At 35.0% G+C, this 2634-nt stretch carries 3 protein-coding genes and 1 pseudogene; all 4 read left to right on the top strand.

Annotated features, from left to right (window positions below):
• A pseudogene (locus Q0Y70_RS09870) lies at nt 1–585 on the top strand (hypothetical protein); the annotation flags it as partial.
• Between the two features lie 12 nt (nt 586–597).
• Entirely contained in the window at nt 598–1404 is an 807-nt protein-coding gene (locus Q0Y70_RS09865; RefSeq protein ID WP_297820550.1) for a DnaA ATPase domain-containing protein, read from the top strand.
• The gene (locus Q0Y70_RS09860; protein ID WP_297820548.1) at nt 1404–2198 is read left to right on the top strand and encodes a site-specific DNA-methyltransferase; all 795 of its coding nucleotides are present in this window, start codon (nt 1404–1406) and stop codon (nt 2196–2198) included. Before Q0Y70_RS09865 ends, Q0Y70_RS09860 begins: the two co-directional genes overlap by 1 nt.
• Nucleotides 2199–2211: 13 nt before the next feature.
• Nucleotides 2212–2466, top strand: coding sequence for a hypothetical protein (locus Q0Y70_RS09855; RefSeq protein WP_297820546.1), 255 nt, complete (start codon nt 2212–2214; stop codon nt 2464–2466).
• Nucleotides 2467–2634 lie beyond the last annotated feature (168 nt).

The following is a 2634-nucleotide window of genomic DNA, read 5'->3' as shown; positions in this document are numbered from 1 at the left end:
GTATATAAGCATTTATCAACTTGGTGGGATGAGTCATCACGTAAATTTGACCACATCATCAAAGACATTTTTATTCGTGAGCTGCAAAGACGAAAAGTAGCAAAAGAAGAAATTAATGATATTGATAATGTAAATGATAATGACAATGACAATGAACGATACGTGGACGAATCGTCAAAACCGCTCAACCGCGGTAGTTCAACCCAGGCTGAACGTCACTCTTCAAAAAATTCAAAAAGTGGGAATAATATTCATAAATTATATAATTCCTTCGAAGCAATCTGGAAAAGGTATCCAAAAAAGGCTGGCAAGAAAGAGGCATTTAATCACTACAAAGCATGGCGTAAAAAATCAGTGAAGAATACTGACGATTACCTAAACCATAAGTTAGACCTCTATTTAGCTAGATTGAAGCGTGAACGTACTGACCCACGATTCATTATGAATGGCAGTACATGGTTTAATGGCCGCTTTGAAGATGAGCAGGAAGTGGAGTTGCCACAAGAACAGCATGGTGGCTTTGACAGTGCCCTTTTTGATGATCTTGGGTCAATTACCAATTACGATGATGAAATACCGTTCTAGGGGACGACAGCCATGAATAAAGCTAATAATTTTTCAAAGACTTTGGGAGTCAAACAGATTCAAATTGACGAAAAATGTACGGTTCATAACGTAAATAAGATAAAAGTTATAGGCGGACGATATAAAATGGATCCATATTGTCCTATCTGTGAGCAAGAAAAGCAGCAGAAAGAATTAGACCAATTATCAAAAAGAGTGATTGAGCAAGAATATAAGAATTATCTAAAAAATTACTCAATTATTAATAGACGGTCTGCCCTAAGTTATACCTTTGCTAATTTTGAAGTACAGTCCCATAGCAAAGAAGCAACATTATTAATGCAAACACGTAGAGTCGCTGGAGAGTATTACCAAGATAAAGATAAGAGTTTTAATACTTTATTATTCGGTAATGCTGGTACAGGCAAAACACATTTAGCAATGGCTATCTTAAATGCAGTTAATGATAATTCTAATCCATGGCAAAAGTGCTTGTTTCTTAGCGTCAGTGGATTAATGCAAGCTCAAAAGAATTACTTTAGTGATCCTGCGAACAACCTATGGTCATCTAAATATACAGAACATGTAGTAAAAGACGCAGACTTAGTAGTTTTCGATGATTTAGGATCTGAAAGTGCTATTTCTCAGGCAAGTAATTTTGTTCAAGAAACCATCTTCGATATTTATGAATGGAATCAAAGAATTATTACTACCACGAATTTATCTTTGAATGAACTGAAAAGAAAATACGAGCCACGGATTGTGAGCCGCATATTAGAAGGAGGTAAGGGACACTTGATTGACTTTACTCAAATACAAGATAAGCGTCCATTTAAATAATGCTAACTGAGGATCAAATCAAATATAAAAAGCTAGAAAATTTAAAATGTGAACTTTATTGTGATAACTTTGAAAACTTTAAACGTTATGGCATTCCTAAAGCTCAGCTTATCATTGCAGATATTCCTTATAACATTGGTAATAATGCTTATGCTTCTAATCCTTCTTGGTATAAAGATGGCGAAATATCTAATGGGGAAAGTAAATTAGCTGGTTCAAACTTCTTTAATCGAGATGAAGGATTTAATGTTGTTAATTTTATGAAGTTTGCCAGGAAACTTCTTATCAAAGAACCAAAAGAAGCTGGCAAAGCCCCGGCAATGATTATCTTTTGTTCCTGGCAACAGATGCCTATGTTAATTGAGCAAGCAAAAAAAGAGGGCTTTAAACACGCTTTTCCAGTTTTCTTTATTAAGCCTACTAGTTCACAAGTGTTAAAAGCCAACATGAGAATCGTAGGTGCTACAGAGTTTGCACTAGTTATTTACAGAGATAAGCTGCCTAAATTTAATAATCATGGTCATATGGTCTTGGATCACATGAAATGGGAAGTAGATGAAGGCTATCCCAAAATTCATCCAACACAAAAACCTATCCCTGTTTTAAAGAGATTAATTAGTTTGTTTACAGATCCTGGCGACGTTGTGATAGATCCAACAGCTGGTAGTGGTTCGACACTTAGAGCAGCTGCAGAATTGCAAAGAAATGCATATGGCTTTGAAGTTGAAAGAGATATTTATAACAAAGCTGAATCTAAAATGTTAGGCTCAGCAGAATTAAATTTAATTGTCTGAGAGGATGAGTGAAATGGATGTATCAAAAATTGAAACAACTACGAAACCGCAAAAAAAGAGGTCCTTTAATCAAGCCTTGGATCAAACCAGAGAGTCATTTGAATGCCATGCCGATGAACTAATTGACATCTTAGAAAGTGATTATTTGACCGAGACTGGTAAGGCAGAATTAAGAACATTAATTCCTACTCTACTGAACATTAGCTATGACAGAAACAATACCTTTTGGAAAAAAGCTAACAAAGAGGAAAAACAACAGAATGTCTAAGTATACTTCATGGACAATGATTGAACTAGCACGAATGTTACTAGTTAGCGAATATAAAGTTGATGAAGTCATCTATAGAAAGACAGACCGTGACGGTTATATTCACATGGCTGTACTAGATACAAATGAGTTAGCAAAACATGATGCATTTAAAGTTAAGTTCAATAT

The sequence above is a fragment of the uncultured Lactobacillus sp. genome (assembly GCF_947367085.1).
In the GTDB taxonomy this organism is placed as follows: Bacteria; Bacillota; Bacilli; order Lactobacillales; family Lactobacillaceae; genus Lactobacillus.
The sequence above is the reverse complement of the archived record's forward strand: the minus strand, read 5'-3'. Positions and strand labels throughout refer to the sequence as shown.

Bases quoted from the DNA above. Each gene is read 5' to 3' on its own strand.
- Q0Y70_RS09865 (WP_297820550.1), top strand. From the start codon at position 598: ATGAATAAAGCTAATAATTTTTCAAAGACTTTGGGAGTCAAACAGATT.
- Q0Y70_RS09860 (WP_297820548.1), top strand. From the start codon at position 1,404: ATGCTAACTGAGGATCAAATCAAATATAAAAAGCTAGAAAATTTAAAA.
- Q0Y70_RS09855 (WP_297820546.1), top strand. From the start codon at position 2,212: ATGGATGTATCAAAAATTGAAACAACTACGAAACCGCAAAAAAAGAGG.